We start from the raw sequence: 20,672 nt of genomic DNA, 5'->3' as shown, positions 1-20,672 counted from the left end.
AAACTTAAAGTATTGCCTGAAGTCAGGAAGGGCCGTATCATGGCCGCGCCGATCCTGCTGACCTCCAAATTCTGCGGGCAAGGCCATTTCCCTTCCGGCTATGCCGGCATGACCCTGCGAGGCCCAACGCCCGCGGGGTTTTCTTTTTGGCGGGCTACGCGAAACTCCGGACAGGCTCTAAGATGCACCGCGCACCGCCGTACGGCGCCGCACTCTGCCCCTTGCCAGGACGGCAAGCCACCGCCCTCCCAAGCGAGAGAATCCATGCGTTTTCAAACCCTTGGCCGTAGCCTGCCGCTGTTGGCGCTGCTTGCGCTGGCCGCCTGCCACAACAAGGAAGCGGCCACCGCCGTGCCGGGAGGCGCCACACCGGAAGCGGCCGTGCAGGAGTCCGTGACGCTGATCAAGGCCGGCGACTTCAACGGCTTCTGGAAGCATGCCCTGCCCCCGGCCGACTATGCCGACCTGCGCACCGACTGGACCCGCCCGCGCCCCGACCAGCGGCCAATCACCGACCAGGACCGCGCCCGCTTCGCCCAGGCGCTCAAGCAGCTCACCGCGCCCAACGCCCAGACCACGCTGTACGACCAGCTCAAGCCGAAGCTGACGCAGATGGAACAGCAGTATCACGACCAATTGCCGGTGATGATCGGCATCGGCCAGGCCATCCTCACCACCGGCATCGCGCAGAACAAGACGATGACGGAAAACCAGAAGCAGCAGATGCGCGACGCGCTCAACGTGCTGCTGCCCTGGGCGCAGCAGACGCCGTGGTTCGACCAAGACAAGGCCAAGCAGGCCGTGGGCGTGGTGGTGACCACCGCGCGCCAGCTCGACCTGAAATCGCCCGATCAGCTGCAGAGCATGGATTTCGACACTGCGATGAAGAAGTACGCCACCGCGTACCAGGGCATCAAGCAGCTGCTGACGATCTACGGTCTTTCCATCGACGACACGCTCGACTCGGTAAAAGCCAGCACCATCGGCATCGATCATGGTCACGCCCACGTGAAGATCGACTACACCCTGCTCGGCAAGCCACTGAGTTCCGACTCGCAACTGGTGCTGGTGGACGGCCGCTGGTACAGCCAGGATCTGCTCGACAGCGAACGCGCGCAGCACGAACAGCTCCTGCACCCGCCGGCACCGGCCAGCAGCAGCGCCGCGCCGTCATCCTCGGGCAGCACGCCACCACCGGCCAACGATGCGCCGGCCGGCACGACCGTGGCGGCAAAGCCCTAAGATCGCCGGTGCACCGACCGCTACACTATGCAGATGCCTACTATGACGACCGCGGAATCCAGCTACCGCAGCCGCGCCCCCTGGTGGTTCAACCTCGCCGGGCACCTGCTTGAACCGTGGGTACGCATTCGCCGCGATCCGGCCGAACCGGCCGCTTTGCTGCAAACCGATGCCCCCGTTTGCTACGCGATCGAGCGCGACGGTTTTTCCGACGCGCTGATCCTGGACCGCGCCTGCCGCGAAGCGGGCTTGCCCAGCCCCATGCAGCCGCTACCGTTCACGCGCCGGCGCCGCTCGGTGTTCGCACTGGCGCGCCGCGATGGCTGGCTGTTCGGGCGCAATCGCAAGCGCTCGCCGAATGAACCCTTTGGCCAGTTGGTGCGCGCCCTGGAAGGTTTTCCGGATCGCGACATCCAGATCGTGCCGGTATCGATTTACGTCGGCCGCGCGCCCACGCGCGAGTCCGGCTGGTTCAGCGTGCTGTTTTCGGAAAACTGGGTAATGGTCGGCCGCTTCCGCCGCATGCTCGCGCTGCTGCTCAATGGCCGCGACACGGTGGTGCATTTCTCGGCACCCGTTTCGCTGCGCTCGGTGCTGAACGAAGAAGGCGAGGTGCGTCCGGAGCGCTTCGCCCGCAAGATGGCGCGCGTGATGCGCACGCACTTCCGGCGCATTCGCGCGGCGGTGATCGGGCCGGATCTTTCGCACCGCCGTACCGTGGTCGACGCCGTGCTCAACGCCGAGCCGGTGCGCAGCGCGATCGCCTCCACCGCGACGAAGGAAAACATCACCTACGCGAAGGCGTGGCAACGCGCGCACAAGATGATGATGGAGATCGCCGCGGACTACTCGCATCCGGTAGTGCGCTCGGCCTCGTTCCTGCTGCGCAACTTCTGGAACAAGCTGTACGACGGCATCACCATGCACCACTTCGACAAGGCCCGCGCCGCCGCGCCGGGCTACGAAGTGGTGTACGTACCCAGCCACCGCAGCCATGCGGATTATCTGTTGCTGTCGTACCAGTTGCACGATTCGGGCGTGGTCGTGCCGCACATCGCCGCCGGCGTGAACCTCAACCTGCCGGTAATCGGGCCGATCCTGCGCCGCGGCGGCGCGTTCTTCCTGCGCCGCAGCTTCAAGGGCAATGCGCTGTATTCGGTAGTGTTCAACGAATACGTCGCGCAGCTGATCGACCGCGGCGTGCCGATGGAATATTTCATCGAAGGCGGGCGATCGCGTACCGGCCGCCTGCTCGCACCGCGTGCCGGCATGCTGGTGATGACCGTGCGCGCCTTCCTGCGCGCGCCGCGCCGTCCCGTACTGTTCCAGCCGGTCTACATCGGCTACGAGAAGCTGATGGAAGGCAAGAGCTACATCGGCGAGCTGTCCGGCAAGCCGAAGGAAAAGGAATCACTGATCGGCCTGCTGCGCGGCCTGGGCGTGCTACGCCAGCGCTACGGCCATGTGGCCCTGAACTTCGGCGAACCGATCGAGCTCACCCCGCTGCTCGAGGCGGCCAGCAACCAGTGGCGCGACACCACCACCGATCCGAGCACCAAACCGGAATGGCTGAGCAGCGTGGTCGATCAGCTGGCCGAAAAAATCCAGATCAACATCAACCGCGCCGCCGACGTCAATCCGATCAACCTGCTCGCACTCGCCCTGCTTTCCACGCCCAAGCACGCGATGGCGGAAAACGATCTGCTGGCGCAGCTGGAATTGCTCAAGGCCTTGCTCGAAGCGTTGCCGTACTCCGATCGCATGACGCTTACGCCGCTGGCGCCGGACGCGATCATTGCCTACGGCGAGCAGATGGGCTGGATCACGCGCGTGCGCCATCCGCTCGGCGACGTGCTTACGGTGGAAGGTGAGCCGGCGGTATTGCTGAGTTACTTCCGCAACAACGTGCTGCATCTCACCGCCGTCGCCGCGTGGGTGGCCTGCTGCTTCCTCAACAACCGGCGCATGTCGCGCGCTTCGGTCATTCGCCTGGGCCGCATCATCTATCCCTTCATCCAGGGCGAGCTGTTCCTGCCGTGGGATACCGAAGGCTTTGCCATGCAACTGCAGGCCACCATCGATTTCTTCGTGCGCCGCGGCCTGCTCGAAGCGGTCGGCGAAGGCCGCCTACTCGAGCGCGGCCCTGGCCAGGACGACGCCGCCTACCAGTTGCGCGTGATCGCACGCAGCCTGATCCAGGCGTTCGAGCGCTACTACATCGCCATCGCCGCGCTGGTGAAGAACGGCCCGCACACCATCACCGCATCCGAACTGGAAAACGTCTGCACCCTCACCGCCCAGCGCCTTAGCCTGCTCAGCGAACCGCTGGCGCCTGAATTCTTCGACAAGGCCCTGTTCCGCGGCTTCATCCAGAAACTGCGTGAACGCCGCATCGTCTGGACCGACGCCAACGGCAAGCTCGACTACGACAGCGCACTGGAAGACATGGTGCGCGATGCCCGCGTGATCCTCGCCCGCGAAATGCGCCATTCGATCCTGAAGATCACCGGTGGTGAAGAAAGGGAAACGCTTCGCCCCGCTCCGGAAACCGAGCAAGCGCCTGCCACGTCAGAGCCGGCGGCCGAGTCCCAGCCCATGACTACCAGCGAAGAGCTGCATGAGCGGCATGTGATTGCCGAGCATCACGAGCATGCCCCAGTAGATCACGAGAAGGACTGATTCCCGCTCGCTGCGCACGAATGCCGCCATTCGTGCGCAGCCGGGATGCGGTCAGAAGCGATACCTTGCACCAGCGCTGAATACTGCCGCCTTCGTTCCGCCGCCTGCAATCTGGCCGTCCAGATTGGCGAACCACGACCACTGGTTGTTCAACGAGGCATTCAAGCCCGCCCCGATCCAACCGCTGTTGCGCGGGGTATTCACCCCCTCCAGCTCGAACGTGGCGCTTGGAGCGCCAGCATAGGAGGCAGTGAACCCGAGGTTCCGGCCAGCGAGCACGCGCTGGTACAACGCAAAGCCCTTCAACGAAAGCTGGCCTGTACCCCAATTCCAGCGATAACCCAGCCGAGCCCCGATTTGCGCATAGCTCTGGTTGAAACCATGGTCAGAAGCGGTGATACCAAAGCCGCCAGCACCATGCTCCGCAATGGCGCCACGGCACAAATATTCGCCTCCTGCAGATACGAATGGCGTGGTGGTCCATGCATTCGACCTCGCGTCGTATCCCATTTCCAAATAGGCCGACGTCATCCTGTCGTTGCGCGAACTGTTGATTGCGGCCGGCACGGTACCTAACACGCCCCAGCGGCTGGTATCGGCATGAATCCAATCCTCGCCGATACGGCCTGACAGATAGGCATTACCCATGTCGTACTTGGCATACAGCATTACACCCGTGCTGCGTGAGGTGTTGTTACCGCCTTGCATGGAGTAGCGCGAACTCAAGCGATTCCAATCGAGGCCAAGCCCCAGTGCAAAATGCTCTGCGAGCTTGACGTCGTAACCGGCAACGGAGCCACCGCCGCTATAGCTTCCCGTTGCATAGCCTGTACGGGCGATGTTGCCATCCGCTCCAGTCCCCTGAAACCACACGCCCTGAGCCGTACGATCTTCGCCTAGATCGGCAAGGCGATCAGCCACCGTGCGATTGACGATGCCGGCTTGTTGAAAAGTCAGACCTTGGGAAGAGGCCAGCAACTGGCCCGAAAGACTGTTGATCGAAGATGCAGCCTGTGCAAAGGAGTTAACGTGCAGAAAGTCACCCGCTGCATCGAGGAACGCTTGGTGCGCCGAGGGATCGGTCGTTGCCCATTGATTGGCCTGTACCAATGCAGTTTGTATGTGTTGCGCCGTCTGCTGCGTGGTGGCCACCGCAGGCATCGCGGCACGCGCGACGGCTGCAACCGACGACTGACTAAGGCTGACATCGACCTCAGTAGCGGTGTAAGACAGGGTGCCACTGGTATAGACGCCATCTGTGACAGTGAACTGCCCGAACACACCAGATACACCTCCGTTCGCCTGTAGCACCAGCTCCGTTGCCTGCGGTGTATAGCCCGAAGGTATTCCTACGATGAGATGAGAGTATTTGTCCAAGGTCACCACACCGGAAACCTTGATCGACGAAGTCAGCAGCACCTCCGTTTCAGACGTCTCTGCTGCGCCCGGAACCGTAGAGAGCGTCAAGTTGCCATTGATTTGCAATGGACCACCGCCCCCCGAATAAATAAAACCGCTGTCGATCACGTTGCCGTTGATGACACTCCCCTTTTCAACGCTCAGCACCCCCCCTGATGGATTGATGACGACGTTGGAAGTCAATGTGCCATCAACGATAAGTTCGCCACCGTTGACGGTTGTTTTGCCAGCGGCAGTCGTCGTGCCCACTGATACATATAGCTCACCGCCATTAACGGTAAGACCACCGATTGCATTTTGCCCCATTAAAAACAGCGATCCTGCACCGTCAAGCTGGAGCGAACCGCTGCCGCTCAGGTTGTTGGAGAAAATTGCCGTTTGATTGTTTGGGATATTGACATCGAACGCACCCCAATTGAGTTGCCCTGGCCCATTCACCGCCGCCGCTGCATTTACCAATCCGTACCCGTAATAATCCGGGCTGCCCAGATTGGTCGCCGTACCCAGCAGCGTCTGCTGGACATTGGTAGCGGTAAAGAATGGAAAGCGCTGCCACACTAGAGCCGCGACGCCACTTACCACTGCGGCGGCTCCCGAGGTGCCATCACCCGCCCCGGTCGAGAAACCGGTATTGGCTACCGGGGAAACGTAAATGTATCCCGGCGCAGCCAGACACCACGGCGCAGCAACGCCGCACGCATTGGATGTAGCCGCTGTATCGAGTCCGGTGACTTGGCCGCTTGCATTCAACGCCACGTTCACCACAGCGAGCCAGTTCTTTTGGAGCGTGGGCTCGTAGTACGGCAAGCCTGCTTCAATGCTTGGCTGCGACATGCCTTCGTTGCCCGCCGCCCAAACCATCAATTGGCCATTGGCAACAGTTGGCTGGAGGATCGCATACCTTGTGGTCACCTTCGGATCCGAGGCGCCAACCGCGGTGATTGACGTGCTGCTGCCGTAGGAGTTGTTGATCAGCTTGACGCCTTGCGCAGTCAGGTCGGCCAGCGCCTGCGGGATCAGGCTGACGCTGACGCTGCCCGTGCTGTCGCCGACCCTTGCGATGTACAGCGACGACTGCGGCGCCACGCCGCCATAGAAAGGATTGCCGCCGGAGCCGCTGGCGTTCGCAGCACCCCCGATGATCTCCGCCATCATGGTGCCGTGCCCATCCGTATCTTTTGGCGTGGTGTTGCTGGAATCGACGTAGTCCTTGAACCAACTGATGCGATTGATCAGCGCAGGGTTATCCGCCTGTGCGCCGCTGTCCAGGACGCCAACTTTCACGCCCTGTCCCTGGTTACCCGTCAGGCTTTGCGTGTTCACCCAGGCAAGCGGCACGTTCTCTGGGTCAAGTTGCGCACGCAACGGGGTGTACAAAGCTATGGTCGGCGTGGGTAGCGGCGTAGGGCTGCCCGTCAATGTCGTCGGCGCCGGTCCCGGCGGAGGGGTTGGGGCAGGAGCGGGAGCAGGGATTGGAGCAGGCGCTGGGCTAGGAACAGGTGTTGGCGCCGGAGCGGGAGCGGGAGCTGGCGTCGGCGTCGGTGCTGGGGCCGGTGCCGGGGATGGCGTTGGCACCGGCGCCGCTGACGACGGCCGCACGTTTCCATTACCACCGCCTCCACCGCCGCACGCAGTCAACGAAACCGCCAACGCGATCGCAACGGAAAAGGCCAACAGGTTATGACGGTTGAAACTCATGATGATCGCTCCCTGCTTTTGGATTAGATGCACGCGGCCCATACACGCTGACGCATGCGACTTCGGTGTCGATAAAAGGGAAAGGCGCCGCTATGGATTAGCGCAGGCGACTACGCTGGGCTGCTTTTGTTGCTGGAATCGATGGCAAGGAGGGGGCGTCAGCCATGTGGAATGGTGCTCCGGCTGACCTGCGTAACTATTCAAATTTGCCATCGATCCATCGAACCCCTGAATTGAAACAAGGACAGGGACCGCAGTCGCCTGTCCGCCGCCGAGAAGCCTTCAAGAGCATCCAATATCGCAAGCAGCTCAGACATGCTTGCGGTTCAATCAAATGAGCGGCAGCGTGATGCACCGCTTTGCCCCTTGACGCAGCACGACGCTTGCGCGTCAGCTGAAGCCCCCGTCGATGGCCATGCTACGGCATTCTTTGGCCGCCTTGCATAGGCCGGTTGACCTGGCAGGGAATTTTTTCCGCATGAATTTGCGAACGCATAGATCTTGCCGTGCCTACCGCGTGCTACACCAAGCACGCTCATGATCCCCTGCACCGAGCTGCGTGTTGCCAACCCTTTGGCCGCGCCGGAGCGCAAGGTTCCGCCGGCCAGCCGATCAAGCCATCATGATACGGACATGACAGGCAAGGTTCTCTTAATCCATACCACGCATCCTGTACCATGCGCGCATGAGCGAGCAGCCCACTACCCATTTCGGCTTTCGTGACGTTCCGGTCGCGGAGAAGCAGAAGCTGGTCGGCCAGGTTTTCACCTCGGTCGCCCGCAACTACGACCTGATGAACGACCTGATGTCGTTCGGCATCCACCGTCTGTGGAAGCGCCATTTCGTGGCTGTCAGCGGCATTCGTCGCGGCGATCGCGTACTGGACCTGGCTGGCGGCACGGGCGACATCGCCGCCCTGATCAAGCCGGTGGTGGGTGAGAGCGGCGAAGTGGTGGTAGGCGACATCAATGCGTCCATGCTCAACGTGGGCCGCGATCGCCTTACCGATCGGGGCCTGGTGTCGGGCTTGCGCTGGACGCAGTTGAACGCCGAGGCGCTGCCCTTTCCGGACAACAGCTTCGATGCGGTCACCATGGCCTTCGGCCTGCGCAACGTCACCGACAAGGACAAGGCGCTCGGCGATATCTACCGCGTGCTCAAGCCGGGCGGGCGCGCGCTGATACTGGAATTTTCCAAAGTGCGCAACGAACTGCTCAGCAAGCTCTACGATTTCCATTCCTTCCAGGTGCTGCCGAAACTGGGCAGCCTGTTCGCGCGTGATGCGGACAGCTACCAGTACCTGGCCGAATCGATCCGCAAGCATCCGGACCAGGAAACGCTCAAGAGCATGATGGAAGGCGCGGGTTTTGAGCGCGTCGACGTGCGTAACTTGAGCCAAGGCATCGTGGCGATTCACCGCGGCTACAAGTTCTAGGCTCGCGCTGACCCGTCGTTCGCCCGCCTCGCCACAGCCATCCAATTAAACAAGCGCCGGCCGGCCATGTGGCGTGCAACTGTCTCTACGCGCGTCACGCGGTGCGCAGATCCTGCAACAAATCGCCTTGCCGCAACGTTTCCTCTTCATGATCAGGATCGCGCCAGGTTTCCTGCAAGGCGGCGTCATACCAGCGGCGCATGGAAGGCAAGGCCAGCATGCGCTGCACGTACGCTTGCGATGTTTCGTCGACGGGCAGGCGGTAGCTTTGCATGCGGAACACAACCGGCGCATAGAACGCATCAACGGCAGTGAAGGCATCGCCAGCAAGATAGGGGCCGCCGAAGCGGCTCAGTCCTTCGTGCCACAGCTCCTGCACACGTGCGATGTCGCGCGTGAGTGCAGGTGATACCCCATGCAGCTGCAAGCGGATGCCGCAATTCATCGGACATTGCGAACGCAGCTCCTGAAAGCCCGAATGCATTTCCGCCGCGGCGCTGCGCGCCCACGCCCTGGCGCGCTTGTCAGCCGGCCATACGCCGGCGTGGCGTTCGGCCAGATATTCGGCGATGGACAGCGAGTCCCACACCACCGTATCGCCGTCGTGCAGGCAAGGCACTTTGCCGGTCGGTGAAAATTCGCGGAATGCATCCCAGCTCGACGAGGTGCCGCCACGGAACGGCGCCAGCTTTTCTTCGAATGGAATACCCAACTGTGTCAGCAGCACCCACGGACGCAGCGACCAGGAGGAGTAGTTCTTGTTGGCGATGTAGAGCGTGTACATGTGCGTTCCTTTTTGCCTATGCAGTGCAAAGCCCGATCATCAACACTCTTTCGCCGCCACCGCCTCGGCGGACACTGTTCTTGCCGGCGCACGCCGCTTCGTATTGGCCAGCGCCACGCCGCCCACCGTGATCGCGCCACCAACCAGCGTCAACCAGCCCGGCTGCTCGCCCAGCCAGACCCAGCCGATCAGCACCGCGATCGGCGGCGAGAAATAGATGAAGCTGGATACCTGCGAGGCCGACGCGCGACGCAACGCCGCATTCCAGGTGAGGTAACCGACGAAGGTCGGCGCAATGCCGAGCCACACCAGCGCCGCGATATGCGACCACGGCGCTGCAACCAAGGCGTGCGGCAGGCCCAGGCCAAACGGCACGGTGCCCAGCGTGCCGGCCATAAACGCAAACGTGGTGACGCCGATCATGTCGTTGCGCACGAAGAACGGCTTCTGGCCAACGAAGAAAATGGCCGACGCGAGCACGCTCACCAACACCAGCGCCGCCATCGGCTGGAAGCGCACTTCCTTGCCGCTGGTGAGCACCACCAGCACCACGCCGAACAGCGCCACGGCCAGACCGATGGCGCTGCGCAAGCCGATGCGCTCGCCGATCCACACTGCCGACAGCGCAGCAGTGACGGCCGGCACCAGCGAGATGAGGATCGCTGCGGTGCCGCTGGCAATGCGCGTTTCCGCATAGTTGAGGCAGACGTGGTAAGCGGTGAGGCCGATCACGCCCAGCACCGCGAGCTGCGGCCAATCGCTGCGCTTGGGCAGCGGCGAGCGCCGCGCCAGAAGCAAAAGCACGAAGCACGCGGCGCCGATGGCCAGCCGCGCCAGCGCCACCTCGCCCGGCGTGAACGAGGCCAGCGCATAGGCGATCGCCGCATAGGCGGACGACCAGGTAAGCAGCGCGATGGTGATATAGATGAGCGCGCGCCCGTCGAGGCGTTCTTGGGTGTGCATGAGTTGATCCCGTTGGGGGCCGGAACGATACAAATCCTAGTCTTGGCCTCCCGGCCGAGGAATAATGGATCCGAAGTCCATCCCCACGTTTCGCCATTGATCAAATCATCTTCGACGCTTATGGCCTACGAATCGAAACCCGAATGGGACACCAAGGATTGGCAACTGCTCGAAGCCCTACAGCAGGATGCACGCATCGGCTACGCCGAACTCGGCCGCAAGGTGCGCCTTTCCGCACCCGCCGTGGCCGAGCGCGTAAAGCGCCTGGAAGAAGCCGGCGTCATCACCGGCTATCGCGCCGTGGTCGAACCCAAGCGCATGGGCTTCGGCATCGAAGCGATGGTGCGCTTGCGCTGCGATGGCGGCACCTGCTCGCGCATCGGCAAGGTAGTGGCGGACGTGCCCGAAGTGCTGGACTGCCGTCGCCTGGCCGGCGAGGATTCCGCACTGTTGCGCGTGGTGGCCATGTCGATCGAGCATCTGCAGGCCGTGCTCGATCGCCTGCTTAAGATCCATCCGAGCATCAGCACCACCACTTTGATCGTCTTGCAGACGCCGCATGCGAATCGCACCGTCACGCGCAGCATGTGGGACGCGGCGCGCGCACTGTCGAACGATTGAGCATCACTTTTCCCTTCAAGGATTGCCCGGCATGCGCACGATGTACCCCGAGATCGAACCCTACCGTACGCATCGCATCGCGGTGGACGCGCGGCATACGCTGTACGTGGAGGAATGCGGCCATCCGCAGGGCCTGCCGGTCATCTTTTTGCACGGCGGTCCGGGCGCCGGTCTCGCGCCGTATCACCGGCGCTTCTTCGATCCGGCGCGCTACCGCATCATCCTGTTCGACCAGCGCGGTGCAGGACGCTCCACACCCTTCGCCGATCTCACCGACAACACTACCTGGCATCTGGTTGCCGATATCGAAGCCATCCGCGAACAGATGGGCGTGGAACGCTGGGCGGTGTTCGGCGGCTCCTGGGGTTCCACGCTGGCGCTGGCGTATGCGCAAGCGCATCCGGAACGCGTGCTGGGCCTGGTTCTGCGCGGCATCTTTCTCGGCCGGCCGGAAGAAGTGCGCTGGTATTACGAGGAAGGCGGCGCATCGTGGATCCTGCCGGAAAAATTCCAGCGCTACGCCGCGGCCATTCCGCCGCAGGAACGCGGCCAACTGCTGGACGCCTATTGGCAGCGCTTGACCGGCGACGACGCGCAGGTGCGATTGAACGCCGCCAAGGCGTGGGGCACGTGGGAAGGCAGCGGCCTCACGCTGGAAGAGAGCCCGGAAACCGAAGCGAGCTTCGCCGCACCCGAAGTCGCGGTGAGCCTTGCGCGCATCGAGGCGCATTACTTCCGCAACGGCATGTTCCTGGAACCCGGGCAACTGCTGCGCGATGTCGGCAAACTCCGCCACATCCCTACCACCATCGTGCACGGCCGCTACGACATCATCTGCCCGGTGAAGAACGCCTTCGACCTGGTCGCCGCATGGCCCGAAGCCGAGTTCCACGTGGTGGTCGCCGGCCATGCGGCATCGGAACCGGCGATCGTGGACGTGCTGGTGCAGGCGACGGATCGGCTTGCCGATCGTTACTGCTGATCGCATCAAGTACGGACACCGCAAGGAACTGCCCCGCAGCGCAAACCAACCTCCGCCATGGGCCAGGCCAGGCGCGGCGATGGCATACTCGCCGCTCCCGATTCCCCATGGAAGCCGCACGATGTCCCCGCTTCGTACCCTGGCCCTTGGCGCGCTGGTCCTGCCGGTGGCGGCCTATGCCAACGATCCGTACTCGTATGCCCAACCCGATGAGGTGCGCGTCACCCATCTGGATCTGAAGCTCAAGCTCGACTTCCCACAACGCAAGCTGGACGGCCAGGCCACGCTGACGCTGGACTGGAAAGATCCCAAGGCGGCCGCGCTGGTGCTGGACACGCGCGATCTGGCCATCGCGAGCATCGAGTCGATCGATGCGGGTGGCAAGACGGCGCCGCTGAAGTACGCGCTGGCACCGCGAGACAAGCAGCTCGGCAGCAAGCTCACGATCCAGGCGCCGCAGCATCCGCACGAAGTGCGTATCGTCTATAGCACCTCGCCCGACGCCAGCGGCCTGCAATGGCTGCCGCCGGCGCAGACGGCGGACAAGAAGCAGCCTTTCATGTTCTCGCAATCGGAATCCATTCACGCGCGCTCGTGGGTGCCGCTGCAGGATTCGCCGGCAATTCGTTTCACCTATGACGCCGAGGTGACGGCGCCGAAGGACACGCGCGTGGCGATGAGCGCGCCGAACGATCCGGCTCACGCATTGGACGGCGACTTCAGTTTCAAGCAGACGCATCCGATTCCTTCCTACCTGCTGGCGATTGCCGCGGGCGATCTGTCGGTGAAAGAAACCGGTCCGCGCTCGGCGGTGTATGCGGAGCCTTCGGTGGTCGGCAAGGCCGCGCACGAATTCGAAGACACCGAGAAGATGATCAAGACCACCGAGCAGCTCTACGGTCCGTATCGCTGGGGCCGCTATGATCTCTTGGTGCTACCGCCGAGCTTTCCCTATGGCGGCATGGAGAACCCGAACATGACGTTCGCCACGCCGACCGTGCTGGTGGGCGACAAGAGCCTGGTCTCGCTGGTGGCGCATGAATTGGCGCATTCGTGGTCGGGCAACCTGATCACCGCGGCATCGTGGCGCGACATCTGGCTCAACGAAGGCGTCACCACGTACGTGCAGGGCCGCATCACCGAAGCGCTGTACGGCAAGCGCCAGGCGGATGAGGAAGCGCTGCTGGATATCCACACGCTGCAGCGCGAAGCAGGCAAGCTGCCGGCGAATGCGCAGCGACTGGCGCCTGAGCCCGGCAACATCGAGGCGGATGACACCCTTTCCGACGTGGCCTACAACAAGGGTTCGTGGTTCCTGCGCACGCTGGAGCAGCGTTTTGGACGCGACACCTTCGACAATTACCTGAAGGGCTACTTCGACCACTTCGCATTCCAGAGCATCACCACCGAACAGATGCTCGACTACTTGAAGCCCAACCTGATCGACAAATATCCGGGCAAGATGAGCTGGGGTGAAGTGAAGGCATGGGTGTATGACCCCGGCATCCCAAAGAACGCGCCGATTCCCGATTCGCCGCGCTTCGATGCCATCGACAAGGAACGCGCAGGCTTCCTCGCCGGCACGCTCGGCGCCGACAAGCTCGATGCGAAAGACTGGAACACGCAAGAGTGGATGTATTTCCTCGACGGCCTGCCGGAGAACCCGCCGCTCGCCAGGATGCAGGAGCTGGATGCCGCCTGGCATCTTACCGGCACGCCCAACGCCGAAATCGGCATGCGCTGGTACGTGCATGCGATCGGCGCCGGCGACAAGGCGGCGTGGCCTGCCGCCGCGGAACATATGACGCGCATTGGACGTCTGTACCTGACCATGCCGCTGTACCGCGCGCTGAGCAAAACGCCGGATGGCCTGGCGTTTGCGCAACAGGTGTATGCGAAGGCGAAGAGCGGCTACCACCCGTTGACGCAGCAGGCGGTGGAAGCGTTGTTCGAGAAGGCTGGAAAACATTAATTCAATCTCGCCGCACTCAGCTCCCTCCCCTGCGTGTAGCAGGGGAGGGTTGGGGTGGGGTGAAGCAACCTCGCGAAGCATTCAAGCTGTGCGGCAAGCGCATGCAACCCCGCCCCGGCCCTCTCCTGCCATGCAGGGGAGGGAGTAATAAACTTGAGAGATACCTATGAACACCAGCACCACCCGTCCCCTCTGGCAGCGCCTGCTGATCCGCCGCCTCAAGTTCCTCGGCATCATCGCCGTGGTGGCCGTCGTCGGACTCGGCGGAAGCTACCTGTTCGCACCGCAGTGGCTGCTTCAAGCCAAGACCTGGCACGAAGTGATGAACGCGCAACTGGAAAAGCGCTCCGTACAGGCCGGCGATACGCGCTGGGTGTACTACGAAGGCGGCCAGGGTCCCACCATCGTGCTGCTGCACGGCTTTGCCGCGCGCAAGGAAGTGTGGCTGAAAGTGGCGCCGATGCTCACCGCGCATTTCCACGTGGTCATCCCCGATCTTCCCGGCTGGGGCGAGTCGTCGCGCAATCCGGGCGCCAGCTACAACATCGACAACCAGGCCGATCGCCTGAACGACTTCATCCAGACCTTGCATCTGCAGCACTCGCTGATCGTCGGCCACTCGATGGGCGGCGCGATCGCCGGCGTGTATGCGGCCGAGCATCCGCAGGATGTCGCGCAACTGGCGGTGGTCGACGCCTTCGGCCTTAAGTTCAAGGAGAACGCGTTCGCCAAGGAAGCCTTGAGCGGCAAGGATCCGTTCGTCTACGACGACCGCGCTGGATTCATGCGCGCCAATGCCTGGGCGTTCGAGCACGTGCCGGATATCCCCGGACGCTTCATCGACGTGTTCGTCGAGGACAACGTCAAGAACCGCGCATTCATCGACCACACCTTCAACGAGCTGCGCGAGAACTCGCAGGTGCTGTCGCTGCAGACGCGCCTGGACAAGCTCACCATGCCGGTGCTGGGCATGTGGTGCCATGACGACAAGATCATCGACATCTCCGCACTGGAAAGCCTGCGCGATGGCCTTACGCACGCGCCGTCGATCAGCACCAGCATCTTGAACGGCTGCAATCACATGCCGCAGATGGAAAAACCCGATGCGTTCGCGCGGGTGCTCACCAGCTTCATGCTGGCGCATTGACATGCATACGTTCGAAGGCGCCTGTCATTGCGGCACGGTACGGTTCCAGCTGACTGCAACCGTGGACGAACTGACGATCTGCGATTGTTCCTTATGCAGGATGCGCCAAGCCCTCATGCTCAAAGTGCCAGAGGCTGCACTGATCATCCTGCAAGGGGGGCAGGCGCTGACCTTGTATCAATGGAACACGCGGCGAGCGAAGCACTACTTCTGCAAACACTGCGGCATTTACGTGTTTCATCGTAAACGCTCTGCACCTGATCACTATGGCGTCAACGTGTTCTGCCTGGAGGGTTTCGACCCCGCCGCATGGCCCGTGCGCATCACCGAAGGGGCCAGCATGACCGTCGAGGACGCTGCGGCCCGTCCGGAATGGCCTGGCCCGCGGGTCATTTGATCCGACCCGTGCCACGCACAAGCGGAGATAACCATCATCCGCCGGTTGCGAACCCCGGATACAAAGTCATGCCGCCATCGACGAACAGCGTGGTGCCCACCACGTAATCGGACAGGTCGGAGGCGAGCCACACAGCCGCGCGGGCGATGTCTTCGGGTTCGCCGATGCGGCCATAGGGCACCAGCGTCATCAGGCTTTTGTAGGCTTCCGGTGTATTCCACGCAGTAGTGTTGATCGGCGTGCGAATGGCGCCGGGCGCTATCGCATTGACGCGGATGCGCTGCGGCGCCAGCTCCTGCGCCAGGCTTTCCATCAGCAGCTTGATGCCGCCTTTGGACGTGGCGTAGTTTGCATGGCCAGCCCATGGAATCTCCTGGTGCACGGAACTCATGCAGATGATTTTTCCCGCCGCACAAGAAATCTGCGACACCACGCCGCGACGCACGAATTCGCGGACCGCTTCGCGTGCGCACAGGAACTGCCCGGTGAGATTCACGCTGAGCACGGTGTGCCATTGCGCCAGCGTCATCGCATGAAACGGTGCGTCGCGCTGCAGTCCGGCGTTGGCGACCAGGATGTCCAGCGTGCCGAAGCGCTCGATCATCTCGCCGAACATGTTCGCCACCTGATCCTCGTCGGAAACGTCGGCCTTGCAGGCGATGGCGTCGACGCCGTGGGCGCGAATCGCCGCCACCACGTCATTAGCTGCTTCATCGCCTTGCACATAGTTCACCGCCACGTCCGCCCCCGCTTCGCCGAGCGCGAGCGCCACCGCGCGACCAATGCCGGAATTGGCACCGGTGACCAGGGCCTTCTGGCCGACCAGGAGTTTGGGCAGGGTCAAGGAGGGCGCGGTGGAAGATGCGGCCGCTGCAGTGGTGTTCATCGTGATCGTCCTCGTCGTTGGCGAGGACAAGCGTGTCGCCCATCGGGTTGGGCCGATGTGAGCGGCATGAACAGATCGCGTCGACGCTACGCGTTGGCGCCGGCGCAAGCCTCGTTCGCCGGATGTTCTGGTTTCTCGTGCAGCAGGCGACGCGTGACGCCGTTGGTCCAGCCGAAGCCATCCTGCAGGGGATACTCGCCACCGCCACCACCGATGGCGCCACCCTCCGGCACGATCAGCACATATTTCTCGACCAGCTTGCTCTCGCGCTGGTACAGGCTGCCCACGGTTTGCAGCCAGCGATGCGCGATGTTCTCGGCCAGCTCATGCAAGCCGTAGCGACGCAGGCCGTGGATCGCCAACCATTGCAGTGGCGCCCAGCCGTTGGGCTTGTCCCATTGCTCGCCGGTTTCGACTTCGGTCGCGCCCAGGCCGCCGTCATCGAGCAGGCGCGTGCGTAATGCTTCGGCCACGCGCACGGCCTGCTCCTGGCTGGCGAGGCCGACGTAGAGCGGCGCGCTGGTGGCGGCATTGAGCGCTTCGCGTGGCGCGTGGCGTTGCCAGTCGTAGTCGAGAAAACTGCCGGCCGCTTCGTTCCACAGCCAGCGATTAATCGCGGCGCTACGTCGCTGCGCACGCGCCGCGAACGCTTCTGCCTGCCGTCGCTGTCCATCAGCATGGCTGAGCTCGGCAATCTGCCGCTCCAGCTTGTACAGAAACGCGTTGAGATCCACCGGCAGGATTGCCGTGGTGCGGATCGTCTCGAGCTTGCCGCCGTCGCACCAACGCGAACTGAAATCCCAGCCGGACGCGGCGCCCGCGCGCAGATCGCGATACACCTCGGTGCTCGGCCGCGATGTACGGCGCGCGGTGGTCACGTCTTCCAGATGCGATTCTTCGCGCGGCGTATCGCGATCGTCCCAATAACGGTTGAGCAGGCTGCCATCGTCCAGCCGCACGCCATGGCGATGCGCGTCGCCGGGCCGCAGCGCTTCGGCGCCTTCCATCCAGAAGTCGTACTCCTTGCACAACTGCGGCAGCCACTCGATCGCGCCACACACGCCGTGCGATTCGAACAGCTCCACCATCAACGCGAACACCGGCGGCTGCGAGCGGCTCAGGTAATAGGTGCGATTACCGTTGGGAATGTGACCGTAGGTATCGATGAGATAGGCGAAGTTGCTGGCCATGCAATGCAGCAGGTCGTGGCGCCCGCTTTCGGCCAGGCCGAGCATGGTGAAGTAGGAATCCCAGTAATACAGCTCGCTGAAGCGTCCGCCCGGCACCACGTAGCAATGCGGCAGTGGCAGCAGCGACGATCGGGCCGGATGCCGATTCGGATGCCGGCTCAGCACGTCCCACAAGCTATCGATATGTTCTCGCAGCGGTTGGCCCGGCACCGACACGTAATGGCTGGTGTGCACCTTCGGCACTTCGAAATGCGCATGCACGAAGGCGTTGAGATCGAAACCGGACTGCCCACGCTGCGCGCGATACAGATCCAGGATGCGTTCGGGTTCGCCCAGCGGCGCGCAGTCGACGAAGGTTTTGCTGTCCGCGAATACGCGCGACATCTGCACGTCGACGAACAGCTCCTGATAGCGATCGGCAGGCGTCAGCGTATCGGCAGGCGCCACGCCTGCACATTGGGAACGTGGTGGCGCAATGGTTTGCTCGTTCATCGCAGCTTTGCTTCGACGTGGCGCTCGCGGGGATCGAGCACGGTAATCCTTATGCTCACGCTACGGTGGCGGTCGTAGAACGGGAGTGAAGCTCAGGATCAGCCAGCACACAGGCGCTTTGCGCGGCCGTGGCTAGGGATGCTCTGATCTATTCCACGTACCCAGCATGACGTCCAGAAGGCTCGCAGGGTGTGTCGCGCGGCGCAGGGCAGACTGGCCGTCTGTTCAAGCCGCGGGGCACGGCCTGCGGGCCTTCTGGACGTCACCCCTTCATTGAATTCAAAACGTTGGGGCCGCACGGTATGCGCCCCTCGCTTCGCCTCGTCGTCTTGACAGACGGCCAGTCTGCCTGCAACGACCCGGCAAACCGAGGGGCGCATACCGTGCGGTGACGGGTGCGTGGAATAGATCAGAGCATCCCTAGGCCTGTTGCGGCAGCACGGCGCGCATCGGATGGCACTCGAAGCGGAAACCTCGCGCGGCCTTGATCACCGGATCGTTATCGAGCAGCGCCGTCGGTTGCAGCTCATCGGGCAACTGCATCACCAGGATGCCGTACACCGTCGCAGGGTCCGACACCGGGCCGAACACCACGACGTGGCCATGGCCCATCTGCTCGCTCCAGTACTCCGCATGCGCCTTCATCAGCGCCATTTCCTCGGGCGTGATGTCGGCGGGAAAGTTGGCGCGCGGGCCGTGCAGTTTGCAGAAGAAATGACGCATGGGAACCCGATCAATCAGCCACGTCGGCGATCAGACGATCCAGCTCGGCCTTCAGCAAGGCGCCGTGCTGGCGCAGCCAATCGCGTTGTTCGCGCCAATCCGGAAAGATCGATTCCACATGCGCCCAGAACCGTGGCGAGTGATTGCGCACTTTTAGGTGACACAGCTCATGCGCCAGTACGTAACGCAATGCCGAGGGCGGTGCGAGCGCCAGCGCAAGATCGAGATTGATGCGATCGCGCGTATCCAGGCTACCCCACAGGCTCTTCATCGGGCGAACACGCAACGCGGTTGGCGCCAGCCCCAATTGCGGCACGTAGCCGGCGAGCCAGCGCGATACGTCACGGCGGATCTGCGTTTCGAAATAGGATGCAAGCAGGCCACGCGCAACCGGCAGTGCGCGGCTGTGCGGACGAGGGATTTCCAGCGTGATGCCGGCATCGTGCGCCACCACGCGCGGATACGCGCCTTCGGCCCAATCCAGCACGGTGGTTTCGCCGCGCAAGGGAAATTCGATCGAGGAGCCGACGCGCAACGGCGGCAACGGATCGACGACCAGATTGAGTTCGCCGAGTTTCCTCTCCAGCCAATCGGCGTTGTGCCGCAGGAACGCGTTCACCTGTGAAGGGTGCGTGCCTTGCGGATAGGTGATGCGCGCGCCTTTCGTCGAAACCGTCAAGCGCAGCCGCCGCGCTCGCGGATGCGAAGCTTTGAGCACACGAATCGTATTGCCGCTGGGTGTCGCCAACTCCAGCCAGTCGCCGTCGAGATACGCCATGGTCCTGCCTTTTGCTACTGCGCCCGTGGCCAAGGGGGAGGCCCGGGCACAGGCAGGATGTGGGGTGCCGGGGCTTCGCGCAAGGGCTTTTTTGCCGCTATGGCGGGAAGCTCGGTCTGGCGCGCGTCTCAGGGCGACTGGGACTGCCGGCGCTACTCCCTCTCCCCTCCGGGGAGGGGGTCGGGGTGAGGGGCACGGCTTGGAGGAAGGCAAGAATGCGCCTGGAAATAGGCGGTTGAACCTCGTGCATGGACCCGCCAACAGGCAAGGTTGCCCCCTCACTCCGGCCGCGGCAACCCGAACCACTCTTCGAGCTTGCCCAGCAAACGCTCCAGCTCCAACGTCAGCAACGCGAAGCGCGCGTCCATCTCAGCCGCGGCATCCTGCTGGCTGTCGCCCATCTCGTCGAGCACCGCGTCGAGGAATTTCAGCTTGCGCACCACCAGGTCTTCGCCGAGCACGAAGCTGATTCGGTCGTCGAACACCAAGCCAAGCTGGAACACCTGCTTACCGTTGCGCAGATGTTCCTTCACTTCTTCCGCATCGAGGTCCTGCCGGCGACAACGCGCGATGGCGCCGGTGGCGGTGGCCGGATCGCGCAGTTCGCATTCGTCGCCCAGCGTGAGTTCACCGGGCAGGTTGCCATTGGCGAGCCAGTCGGTCATCAGCACGCGCGGGCCTTCTTCCGGCGCGAGCGGCACCGCGGGGAAACTGCCAAGCGCTTCGCGCACCTGCGTGAGCGCATTTTCCGCGCTCTTGCGGCTGGCGGTATCGAGCACCAGCCAACCGTGCTTGCGATCGGCATAGGCGGACATGCGCGAGCTGCGCACGAAGGCGCGCGGCAGCAGTTCGGTGAGCAGGTCTTCCTTCAGGCGCTTGCGCTCGCGGCCGCCGACCTTGCGGCCTTCCTCCTCGGCGATCTTCTGCACCTTGCGTTGCAACTCGTCGTTCACCACCGCGGCAGGCAACAGTTTTTCTTCGCTGCCGACGGTGACCAGCGTGCATGCGTTCACGACATGGGTCATGGCCGCATCGTCACCGCGACCGACCGGCGGCACGAAGCCGCGCGTGCCCATTTCCAGCGGACCGCACGGGCGCAGGCGATGTTCGCCCAGCACTTCGTCGAGGCGCTGGAGGTCTTCGGCCACGGAGGGAGAAAAGCGGAACAGCGTGAGATTGCGGAAAAACATGCGGAATCCAGTCGCGGAGCCGTCGTCCCGGCGCACGCCGGGACCCAGCGCCTTTGAGGCGAGAAGTCACTGGG

At 63.1% G+C, this 20,672-nt stretch carries 16 protein-coding genes; 8 read left to right on the top strand and 8 right to left on the bottom strand.

Features of this window, described 5'->3' with window-relative positions; translation table 11 throughout:
• The first annotated feature begins 264 nt into the window (after positions 1–264).
• Both ACTHNE_RS06440 and plsB read left to right on the top strand, forming a co-directional pair.
• Positions 265–1,242, top strand: a complete 978-nt coding sequence (locus tag ACTHNE_RS06440) for a hypothetical protein (RefSeq protein WP_324938841.1) — start codon at positions 265–267, stop codon at positions 1,240–1,242.
• Positions 1,243–1,275: 33 nt separating this feature from the next.
• Entirely contained in the window at positions 1,276–3,921 is a 2,646-nt protein-coding gene (gene plsB, locus ACTHNE_RS06435; protein WP_440268799.1) for a glycerol-3-phosphate 1-O-acyltransferase PlsB, read from the top strand.
• A gap of 51 nt (positions 3,922–3,972) precedes the next feature.
• Here the strand turns inward: plsB and ACTHNE_RS06430 are convergent, their stop codons facing one another.
• Positions 3,973–6,705 carry a S8 family serine peptidase gene (locus ACTHNE_RS06430; protein WP_440268798.1) on the bottom strand — a complete coding sequence of 911 codons (2,733 nt, stop codon included), beginning with the start codon at positions 6,703–6,705 and terminating at the stop codon, positions 3,973–3,975.
• A 1,018-nt stretch (positions 6,706–7,723) separates the two neighbouring features.
• On the opposite strand from ACTHNE_RS06430, the gene ubiE reads away from it, so the two are divergent.
• Positions 7,724–8,473, top strand: a complete 750-nt coding sequence (ubiE, locus tag ACTHNE_RS06425) for a bifunctional demethylmenaquinone methyltransferase/2-methoxy-6-polyprenyl-1,4-benzoquinol methylase UbiE (RefSeq protein ID WP_440268797.1) — start codon at positions 7,724–7,726, stop codon at positions 8,471–8,473.
• A 94-nt stretch (positions 8,474–8,567) separates the two neighbouring features.
• On the opposite strand, the gene ACTHNE_RS06420 is transcribed toward ubiE, so the two are convergent.
• Together ACTHNE_RS06420 and ACTHNE_RS06415 are read right to left on the bottom strand one after the other, a co-directional pair.
• Positions 8,568–9,257 (bottom strand): glutathione S-transferase family protein, encoded by a 690-nt coding sequence (locus ACTHNE_RS06420; RefSeq protein WP_440268796.1) that lies wholly within the window; start codon positions 9,255–9,257, stop codon positions 8,568–8,570.
• Positions 9,258–9,296: 39 nt separating this feature from the next.
• Positions 9,297–10,220 (bottom strand): DMT family transporter, encoded by a 924-nt coding sequence (locus tag ACTHNE_RS06415; RefSeq protein ID WP_324938825.1) that lies wholly within the window; start codon positions 10,218–10,220, stop codon positions 9,297–9,299.
• A 120-nt stretch (positions 10,221–10,340) separates the two neighbouring features.
• Between ACTHNE_RS06415 and ACTHNE_RS06410 the strand changes: the two genes are divergently transcribed.
• From ACTHNE_RS06410 to ACTHNE_RS06390, 5 genes are all read left to right on the top strand, one after another.
• On the top strand, positions 10,341–10,841 hold the full coding sequence (locus tag ACTHNE_RS06410; RefSeq protein ID WP_440268795.1) for an Lrp/AsnC family transcriptional regulator: 501 nt from the start codon (positions 10,341–10,343) through the stop codon (positions 10,839–10,841).
• Positions 10,842–10,872: 31 nt separating this feature from the next.
• A complete protein-coding gene (gene pip / locus ACTHNE_RS06405; protein ID WP_440268794.1) occupies positions 10,873–11,823 on the top strand; it encodes a prolyl aminopeptidase in 951 nt (316 codons plus the stop codon).
• Between the two features lie 121 nt (positions 11,824–11,944).
• The gene (locus ACTHNE_RS06400) at positions 11,945–13,795 is read left to right on the top strand and encodes a M1 family metallopeptidase (protein ID WP_440268793.1); all 1,851 of its coding nucleotides are present in this window, start codon (positions 11,945–11,947) and stop codon (positions 13,793–13,795) included.
• Positions 13,796–13,961: 166 nt separating this feature from the next.
• The gene (locus tag ACTHNE_RS06395; RefSeq protein ID WP_440268792.1) at positions 13,962–14,942 is read left to right on the top strand and encodes an alpha/beta fold hydrolase; all 981 of its coding nucleotides are present in this window, start codon (positions 13,962–13,964) and stop codon (positions 14,940–14,942) included.
• Position 14,943: 1 nt separating this feature from the next.
• Positions 14,944–15,339 (top strand): GFA family protein, encoded by a 396-nt coding sequence (locus ACTHNE_RS06390; protein ID WP_440268791.1) that lies wholly within the window; start codon positions 14,944–14,946, stop codon positions 15,337–15,339.
• A gap of 34 nt (positions 15,340–15,373) precedes the next feature.
• Here ACTHNE_RS06390 and ACTHNE_RS06385 read toward each other — a convergent pair whose 3' ends face one another.
• From ACTHNE_RS06385 to ACTHNE_RS06365, 5 genes are all read right to left on the bottom strand, one after another.
• Positions 15,374–16,225, bottom strand: a complete 852-nt coding sequence (locus ACTHNE_RS06385; RefSeq protein WP_324939357.1) for an SDR family oxidoreductase — start codon at positions 16,223–16,225, stop codon at positions 15,374–15,376.
• Positions 16,226–16,311: 86 nt separating this feature from the next.
• Positions 16,312–17,907: an alpha,alpha-trehalase TreF gene (gene treF, locus ACTHNE_RS06380; protein WP_440268790.1), complete on the bottom strand. Its 1,596-nt coding sequence runs from the start codon at positions 17,905–17,907 to the stop codon at positions 16,312–16,314.
• Positions 17,908–18,327: 420 nt separating this feature from the next.
• Positions 18,328–18,630 (bottom strand): YciI family protein, encoded by a 303-nt coding sequence (locus ACTHNE_RS06375; RefSeq protein ID WP_324939352.1) that lies wholly within the window; start codon positions 18,628–18,630, stop codon positions 18,328–18,330.
• 10 nt (positions 18,631–18,640) lie between these two features.
• Complete coding sequence (locus ACTHNE_RS06370; RefSeq protein WP_324939349.1) at positions 18,641–19,408, bottom strand: M48 family metallopeptidase; 768 nt, start codon at positions 19,406–19,408, stop codon at positions 18,641–18,643.
• Between the two features lie 278 nt (positions 19,409–19,686).
• The gene (locus ACTHNE_RS06365; protein WP_440268789.1) at positions 19,687–20,598 is read right to left on the bottom strand and encodes a recombination-associated protein RdgC; all 912 of its coding nucleotides are present in this window, start codon (positions 20,596–20,598) and stop codon (positions 19,687–19,689) included.
• Between the last annotated feature and the right edge of the window lie 74 nt (positions 20,599–20,672).

The organism is Dyella sp., from assembly GCF_051954575.1.
Lineage (GTDB): Bacteria > Pseudomonadota > Gammaproteobacteria > Xanthomonadales > Rhodanobacteraceae > Dyella_B.
This window is presented reverse-complemented; position numbering and strand designations above follow the sequence as displayed.